The organism is Brevundimonas sp. (genome assembly GCF_013823285.1).
GTDB lineage: Bacteria > Pseudomonadota > Alphaproteobacteria > Caulobacterales > Caulobacteraceae > Brevundimonas.
This window is the reverse complement of sequence record NZ_PNLV01000105.1, coordinates 1-7,853: the sequence shown is the minus strand read 5'-3', so window position 1 is coordinate 7,853 and position 7,853 is coordinate 1. Positions and strand designations below refer to the sequence as shown.

The following is a 7,853-nucleotide window of genomic DNA, read 5'->3' as shown; positions in this document are numbered from 1 at the left end:
CCCAGCAGATTGTCATAGTCGTTGACGTAGGCGATGACCTCCAGGTCCAGCCCTCCGGACCGATGCCGCACCCCCGCCTCATAGTTCCACGAGGTCTCCGGATCCACCGAGGAGCCCGGGCCGGGGTTGGAGAAACCCCGGTGCGCCCCGGCCACCAGCCGCAGGGACGGGGTCAGGTCATAGGTCAGGCCCACGCCCGGAATCCACACGTCGACGCTGGACTCGACCACGGACAGGGGCGCGCCGCGCGGCCCGCCCACGAGGGCGTAGTTGGTGCGAGTCAGGTCGATGGTCTCATAGCGCACCCCCGGGGTCAGGGTCAGGGCGCCGGTGCGGATCACGTCCCGCACGAAGAAGGCCCAGGCCTCGGCCTCGCCGACCCGGTTGTCCTGGGTTCCGTCAACGCCGGCGCCGGTCAGAACCATGACCCCGTCGTCCATGCGGTACAGGTCGTTGCGCTGGAAACGGTCCTCGGAGTCCTGGTGATAGCGGGCCGAAACCTCCAGCTGGTGGGACAGGGCGCCGGTGTCGAAGCGCGCGGTCAGGACCGTCTGGATTCCCTCCGACTCATAGGCGCGGTTGTTGTTGCGCACCCGCAGGGCGCCGTCGGCGCTGGTGAAGCCGTCCGCCCCCACCAGCACGGCCATCTGGTCCGCATAGACGGCCGGATCGGCCAGCACGGCGCCGATCCCGACCCAGCCGGTTCCGGCCGAATTGCGCACGTCGTTCAGCTTGTACCAGGCGCGGGTGGTCTCGGTGCGGTAGGCGATGGTGGTCAGGTCCAGCGCGCTGGACAGGGCGATGCGGTGGGTCAGCTGCCAGGTGTCGTGGGCCACGTCCATGCGGTCCACCTGGCTGCCGTTGTAGCGCCGGAACGGATCAGCGCCGAAGTCCGCCAGGGTCAGGCCCAGATAGGTCTCGTGCGAGGTCTCGTCATAGGTCTGGTGCTTCAGCTCCAGCGACTGGGGCAGGGCGGCGCCCGGTCCGGTGCGCAGGGCCAGCTTGAACACCAGATCGTCGATGCCGAAACCGGTGGGGCCGCCGTTGTCCAGCGCCTTGAAGCCGTCGCTCTCCTCGCGCAGCCCCTCGATCAGGCCGCCGATCTCCAGACCCCCGCCCAGCGGCGCCCAGCCCCCGGCCCAGCCGTGGGCGCGCAGGGCGCCGTCGGTTCCGCCGAGAATCTCCAGTTCGCCGGCCGTCGCTTCGGGGATGGGCGTGGAGAACAGATTGATGGCGCCGCCGGTGGTCAGGGGGCCGTATTTGATGGCGCCGGGACCCTTGGTCACCTCTACGCCCGTCATGCGCGTGAGGCGGGGGAAATAGTAGGCGGCCGGGGCGGCATAGGGGGCCGGAGCGATCAGCACCCCGTCCTCCATGACCGCCACCCGGCCGGAGCGGTCGGTGCCCGAACCCCGGATGCCGATGTTGGGGCGCAGGCCGAAACCGTCCTCTTCCTGCAGGAACACGCCCGGCACCTGACGCAGCACCTGGTTGACGTCGGCGTGGCCGAAGACATCCAGCGCATCGTTGTCCAGGAAGGTCGCCGATCCGCCCACCGTGCGGGCGTCCTCCGCCGAGGCGGTGACGATGACCGCCTCCAGCACCACGGGATCGCTGTCTCCGGCCCAGGCGGCCGGGGCGGCCAGGGCGGCGGCGAGGGCGAGGATGGAGGCGGTGGCGCGGGGGTTCATGGGGCGGCGTTCCGGGTGCGGGCGTACGCTTGATTGCGACGCATTCTTAAAGGTCGGAGGCTCATAGGCCGGGTTCTCGCGAATGGCAATGCGATGCGTTCGCAATCCTTCTCCTGTGGCGCCGAAACGACATCGCCCCTCTCGCCCGGGGTCCAAAGCAGCGCTATGGCTCGGCCATGAGCACCTCGCCGCTTCCCGACGCCGCGCGCGCCAACTGGGTGGACCGCTTCGCGCCGGAAGGCCTGAAGCCGTGGCTGAAGCTGGGCCGCTTCGACCGGCCCATCGGCATCTGGCTGCTGCTGCTGCCCGGCTGGCAGGGGATTGCTCTGGCTCTGTTCGAGCAGGATCGGAGCCGAACGCCCGAGCATACGGTCTGGCTGGTCATCGCCTTCGCCGTCGGGGCCTGTCTGATGCGGGCGGCGGGCTGCGCCTTCAACGACATCGTCGACCGGGACATCGACCGGCAGGTGGCCCGCACCGCCGCCCGGCCCGTGGCTTCCGGGCGCATCAGCGTGAAGCGCGCCTGGGCCTTCGTCATCGGCTGTTCCCTGATCAGCCTGCTGATCCTGCTGACCTTCAACCTCACCGCTGTGCTGCTGGGCGTCGGATCGCTGGTGCTGGTGGCGGCCTATCCCTTCATGAAGCGCATCACCTGGTGGCCCCAGGCCTGGCTGGGCCTGACCTTCAACTGGGGCGCCCTGCTGGGCTATGCGGCGGCGGCCAGCATGTGGTCGTGGCGTGGAACCATTTTTGAATGGTTCAACCCGGACGTGGCGTTTTTCCATATGGATGCGGGCAATCCCGGAACCCTGACCCTGGCGGCCCTGCTGCTCTATCTGGGCGGCGTGTTCTGGACCCTGGGCTACGACACCATCTACGCCCTCCAGGACATCGAGGACGACGCCATGGTGGGGGTGAAGTCCTCCGCCCGGCGGCTGGGCGGCAGGGTCAGGACCGGGATCGCCGTATTCTACGGCCTGGCCGTGCTGTGCGCGGCGGGCGCCGGGGTGCTGGCCGGGCTCGGCCCGCTGTTCGCCTTGGGCCTGCTGGCGTACGCCGGTCATCTGGCGCTTCAGGTCGCCCGGCTGAAGCCCGACGACGGGGCCCTGGCCCTGCGCCTGTTCAAATCCAACCGCGAGGCGGGCCTGATCCTGCTGGCCGCCGTCGCGCTCGGCGCGATCCCGTTGTAGGGTCAGCCGTCCTTCCCGAGGAGACGTCAATGATGAGCCTGCCTTCCCGCGCCCTGATCGTGACCGCCGCCGTGGCCCTGACGCTGGCCGCCTGCGACCGCCGCGAGCGCGAGGCGCCCGCCCCCGAGGCCCCGGCCGAGGGCGCCGCCGTCACCCCCGCCGACGGCGCGGCGCCCATGACCTACGAAAGCGAGAACCGCTTCGCCCAGGTCGAGCTGGCCCTGCCCGACGCCGTGCGCGCCCAGCCGGACCTGCACGCCCGGCTGTATGCCGAGGCCGTGCGCGAGCTGCGCACCTTCTCCGAGGGCGCCCAGGCGGACCGCACCGAATACGAAGGCGACATGGATCTGCCGCCCTATTCCAAGCACATCGACTATGTGGCTGCGGGCGAGACCGGCAAGCTGATCAGCCTGCAGCGCAACAGCTCCGAATACACCGGCGGCGCCCACCCCAATCCGGCCTATGGCGCAGTGATCTGGGACAAGGCCCTCAAGCAGTTCGTCCAGCCGGCCCAGCTGTTCCGGCGCGGCGCCGACCTGTCGGCCCTGGACCAGGCCCTGTGCGACGCCCTCAACACCGCCCGGCGCGGCCGCAATCCGGACGCCGCGACCATCGGCCTGAACCCGACCCAGGGCGGCTGGTCCTGCCCCCGCGCCGGCACGACCCCCTTCGTGCTGGCCCCGTCCACCACGCCGGGCAAGGCCGGCGGGCTGATCTTCCTGATCGGCCCCTACCAGGTCGGCCCCTACGCCGAGGGCGGCTACGAGATCGCCGTGCCCCAGTCGGTGTTCCGGTCCCTGCTGGCCCCCGCCTACGCCGACGAGTTCGCCGGCCAGCCCCCCCGCACCGGCGACGTCACCGACCTGGGCTGATCAACGGCCAGCGCTCGCCTTAGCCCGGGATCCAGGAATGCCCATATCGACGTTCGCCGCCGTCCTGCTGCTGGTTCAGCCCGCGCCTCTTCCAGACGTGCAGATCGAGACCCTGGGCGATCAGGCGTATCGCCTCACAGTGACCCTCGAAGGTGAAACCCATCCCGGGAGCGCACAGGCCGCACTCCAGCCGACGGCGCTTCGGCTCTGCGGGTCGGAGTCCTATGTCTTCGGTCGCTACAGCTTCAGTTCCAGTGAAGCTGCACCGGCGAGCGACGATGCGGCCGGCGTGGCAAGCGTGACACTGGTCCAGAATGTGACCTGCGGGGCGGAGGCCGCGCCGGCAGCAAGCGCGGCGCCCGCGCCCCCGCTTTCAGAGACCGACCTCGAGCGCCTGACTCCGATGATTGACGGACTGACGGACCGCTACTTCTCCGCCATCGATGAGGCGCGCCACGCGGACTCCCTGGCGATGACGTCCGAAGAGATGACCGGCGGCGCCTCCCTCGCTGACTGGTCCCGCACCCAGGAACAGCGCAGGGTCGAAACCGGAACGCCCGTCTCACGCCAGATCGCGCGCCGGACCTGGTACATCAGCCCGGCTGACGTTCCCTCTGGCCTGTATGCCGCCGTGGACTACGTCGCCTCGTGGCAGCGGCAGGATGAGTGCGGCTATCTGATCTGGTTCAGCCCGGACGGCGTCATCCCCTTCACGCTCACGAGGCAGGAGCTGACATGGCTGGATCACGGACTGGATGATGAGACACGCGCCGCAATGCGCCAGCGATTCTGCGCCATCCTGTGAGGTGAAGCCTTGGCTCATCTCGCGCGTTGACCGCCCATGACCGGCGCCGCCCTGATCGACCTGGACTGCGAACGCGCCTGGCTGCCCGACCTGGGCCGCGCCTTCGGGGGCGCCCTGCTGTTCGGCCTGCCCCTGCTGATGACCATGGAGGTGTGGGAGGCCGGCGCCGCCATGGGGCCGGGGCGTCAGCTGGCCTTCCTGGCCTTCAGCCTCCCCCTGCTGTGGGGCCTGTCCTGGTACGCCGGGTTCAGCGATCAGCGCGGCCTCGTCGGCGACGGGCTGGACGTGGCCGTGGCCCTGGCCGTGGGCTTCATCACCGCCGCCGTCCTGCTCAGCCTGTTCGGCGTCATCCAGTGGGGCGACCCGGCTGGCGAGGTGGCCGGGCGGCTGATGCTGCAGGCCGCGCCCGCCGCCATGGGCGCGCTTCTGGCCCGGCGTCAGCTGGCGGGCGGGCAGGGCGACGATGGCGGCGACGAGGACAAGGCCTCCTATCCGGGAGAGCTGTTCCTGATGGCCGCCGGGGCCCTGTTCCTGGCCCTCAACATGGCCCCCACCGAAGAGATGGAGCTGATCGCCTACAAGGCCTCGCCTCTGCAGATCCTCGGCCTCATGGCCCTGTCCGTGACCCTGATGCACCTGATCGTCTATGCGGCGGGCTTCGCCGGGCAGGAGGAGCACGGGAAGCCGGTCACCGCCTTCTTCCACTTCACCCTGCCCGGCTACGCCATCGCCCTTCTGACGGGCCTGTTCGTCATGTGGACCTTTGGCCGGGTCGCCGATGAGGGCCTGGCCGAACTGGTGTCCGTGGTCCTCGTGCTGGGCTTTCCCGCCGCCATCGGCGCGGCCGCCGCCCGTCTTCTGGTGTAGCCCATGGCCGAATCGTCGCAATCCTCGAGCCCCGAGCACCCCGTCCTGCAGTGGATCATGGCCGGGCTGGGTCTGGTCCTGACCCTGGCCGCCGCCGGGGTCATCGTGCACGCGGCGGTCCAGCCGCCCAGCCCGCCGGACCTGACCGCACAGGTGACGGCGACGCGCCCCGCCGCGGCCGGCTTCATCGCCCAGATCGAGATCCGCAATCTGGGCCGCGACACCGCCGCCGCCGTGCAGGTGGAAGGCCGCTCGGGCGGCGAGACCGCCTCCACCACCGTCGACTATGTGCCCGGCAAGGGCCGCACCGCCGTCGCCCTGGCCTTCCCCGGCGCCCCCGCCCCGGTGGAGGCCCGCGTCACGGGGTGGTCGGAACCGTGAGATTGGCGTAGGCTGCGCCTCTGTTCTCCCGGGGGCGGCGAGCGAGCCGCTGAGATAGAGGTGTCCCTCTGACCGGTCGAACCTGATCCGGGTCATGCCGGCGAAGGGACGGGAACGGGCGGCCCTCACGCCACAGGACCGCTCCGCCTTTTCTGATCGTCGGCGCACCCTCTTGCGAACGAAGAGGCCGCGCCATGAACATCAACATCACCCCGAACGCGCTCAAGCCCGAAGCCGCGCAGGACGACAACGTCCTCAAGCAGCCGAGCGCCGCGCGCGAGGCGGTAGGACCCAAAAAGAAAAACCCGTCTCGCGCCCCCGAGACGGGCGACGTCACCGTCGGCCCGCGCATGGGCGGCCGGAAGATTTACGAGCCCGGCCTCCTCTTCCCCCACATCCGCGTGCCGCACCGCCAGATCGACCTGCACCCCACGGCCGACGAGTCCCCGGTGGTGGTCTACGACCCCTCCGGCCCCTACACCGAGGACGCCCCGGCCATCGACATCGCGCGCGGTCTGGGCCGTCACCGCGAGGCCTGGCTGGCCCGGCGCGGCGATGTGGAGCAGGTGGCCGATCCCCGGCAGGTGAAACCGGAAGACAACGGCGGCGCGTCCGGCGCCCATCTGGCCCCCGCCTTCGACGACAGCGCCCGGCCGGTCTGGCGCGCCCGCGAAGGCCGCCCCGCCACCCAGCTGGAGTACGCCCGCGCCGGCATCATCACCGAGGAGATGGAATACGTCGCCATCCGCGAGAACCTGGCCCGCGACGCCGCCCGCGCGGTCATCCGCGACGGCGAGGACTTCGGCGCCTCGATCCCCGACTACGTCACCCCCGAGTTCGTGCGCGAGGAGGTGGCCCGGGGCCGCGCGGTCATCCCCGCCAACATCAACCACCCGGAGCTGGAGCCGTGCATCATCGGCCGCAACTTCCTGGTCAAGATCAACGCCAACATCGGCAACTCGGCGGTGCTCAGCCACGTGGCCGACGAGGTGGACAAGATGGTCTGGGCGACCCGCTGGGGCGCCGACACGGTCATGGACCTGTCCACCGGCCGCAACATCCACAACATCCGCGACTGGATCGTGCGCAACGCCCCGGTCCCCATCGGCACCGTGCCCATCTATCAGGCGCTGGAGAAGGTCGGCGGCGTGGCCGAGGACCTCACCTGGGAGGTGTTCCGCGACACCCTGATCGAACAGGCCGAACAGGGCGTGGACTATTTCACCATCCACGCGGGCGTGCGCCTGCCCTTCGTGCCCATGACGGCGAAGCGGGTCACCGGCATCGTCAGCCGCGGCGGCTCCATCATGGCCAAGTGGTGCCTGGCCCACCACCGCGAGTCCTTCCTGTACGAGAATTTCGCCGAGATCTGCGAGATCATGCGCGCCTATGACGTCACCTTCAGCCTCGGCGACGGCCTGCGCCCCGGCTCCATCGCCGACGCCAATGACGAGGCCCAGTTCGCCGAGCTGCGCACCTTGGGCGAGCTGACCAAGGTCGCCTGGGACCACGGTTGTCAGGTCATGATCGAGGGCCCCGGCCATGTGCCCATGCACAAGATCAAGGCCAATATGGATGAACAGCTCAAGCACTGCGGCGAGGCGCCGTTCTACACCCTGGGCCCGCTGACCACCGACATCGCGCCCGGCTATGACCACATCACATCTGCGATTGGTGCGGCCATGATCGGCTGGTTCGGCACCGCCATGCTCTGCTACGTCACGCCCAAGGAGCATCTGGGCCTGCCCGACCGCGACGACGTCAAGACCGGCGTCATCACCTACAAATTAGCAGCGCACGCCGCCGACCTGGCCAAGGGCCACCCCGCCGCCCGCCTGCACGACGACGCCCTGTCCCGCGCCCGGTTCGAGTTCCGCTGGGAGGACCAGTTCAACCTGGGCCTGGACCCCGAAACCGCCCGCAGCTTCCACGACGAGACCCTGCCCAAGGACGCCCACAAGACCGCCCACTTCTGCTCCATGTGCGGCCCCAAATTCTGCAGCATGAAGATCAGCCAGGACATCCGCGACGCCGCCAAGGCGCAGAA

The 7,853-nt window shown here is 69.8% G+C and carries 7 protein-coding genes and 1 riboswitch; of the genes, 6 read left to right on the top strand and 1 reads right to left on the bottom strand.

What is annotated here, in order from left to right; genetic code table 11:
• The coding region (locus C0461_RS12140; RefSeq protein WP_292107304.1) for a TonB-dependent receptor at positions 1-1,691 on the bottom strand (1,691 nt) is incomplete at its 3' end.
• 176 nt (positions 1,692-1,867) lie between these two features.
• Between C0461_RS12140 and C0461_RS12135 the strand changes: the two genes are divergently transcribed.
• From C0461_RS12135 to thiC, 6 genes are all read left to right on the top strand, one after another.
• Positions 1,868-2,881 carry a UbiA family prenyltransferase gene (locus tag C0461_RS12135; RefSeq protein ID WP_292107301.1) on the top strand — a complete coding sequence of 338 codons (1,014 nt, stop codon included), beginning with the start codon at positions 1,868-1,870 and terminating at the stop codon, positions 2,879-2,881.
• Between the two features lie 32 nt (positions 2,882-2,913).
• Positions 2,914-3,753: a DUF3298 and DUF4163 domain-containing protein gene (locus C0461_RS12130; protein ID WP_292107299.1), complete on the top strand. Its 840-nt coding sequence runs from the start codon at positions 2,914-2,916 to the stop codon at positions 3,751-3,753.
• A 97-nt stretch (positions 3,754-3,850) separates the two neighbouring features.
• Positions 3,851-4,558: a DUF4019 domain-containing protein gene (locus tag C0461_RS12125; protein WP_292107297.1), complete on the top strand. Its 708-nt coding sequence runs from the start codon at positions 3,851-3,853 to the stop codon at positions 4,556-4,558.
• A gap of 36 nt (positions 4,559-4,594) precedes the next feature.
• Positions 4,595-5,425 carry a TIGR02587 family membrane protein gene (locus C0461_RS12120; protein ID WP_292107294.1) on the top strand — a complete coding sequence of 277 codons (831 nt, stop codon included), beginning with the start codon at positions 4,595-4,597 and terminating at the stop codon, positions 5,423-5,425.
• A gap of 3 nt (positions 5,426-5,428) precedes the next feature.
• Positions 5,429-5,806: a hypothetical protein gene (locus tag C0461_RS12115; protein WP_292107292.1), complete on the top strand. Its 378-nt coding sequence runs from the start codon at positions 5,429-5,431 to the stop codon at positions 5,804-5,806.
• An 18-nt stretch (positions 5,807-5,824) separates the two neighbouring features.
• A riboswitch (TPP riboswitch) is annotated at positions 5,825-5,933 on the top strand.
• A gap of 223 nt (positions 5,934-6,156) precedes the next feature.
• On the top strand, positions 6,157-7,853 hold a 1,697-nt coding region (gene thiC / locus C0461_RS12110; RefSeq protein ID WP_292107305.1), incomplete at its 3' end, for a phosphomethylpyrimidine synthase ThiC.

Excerpts from the sequence above, each read along its gene's own strand:
- C0461_RS12135 (WP_292107301.1), top strand. The coding sequence starts at position 1,868 with ATGAGCACCTCGCCGCTTCCCGACGCCGCGCGCGCCAACTGGGTGGAC.
- C0461_RS12130 (WP_292107299.1), top strand. The coding sequence starts at position 2,914 with ATGAGCCTGCCTTCCCGCGCCCTGATCGTGACCGCCGCCGTGGCCCTG.
- C0461_RS12120 (WP_292107294.1), top strand. The coding sequence starts at position 4,595 with ATGACCGGCGCCGCCCTGATCGACCTGGACTGCGAACGCGCCTGGCTG.
- C0461_RS12115 (WP_292107292.1), top strand. The coding sequence starts at position 5,429 with ATGGCCGAATCGTCGCAATCCTCGAGCCCCGAGCACCCCGTCCTGCAG.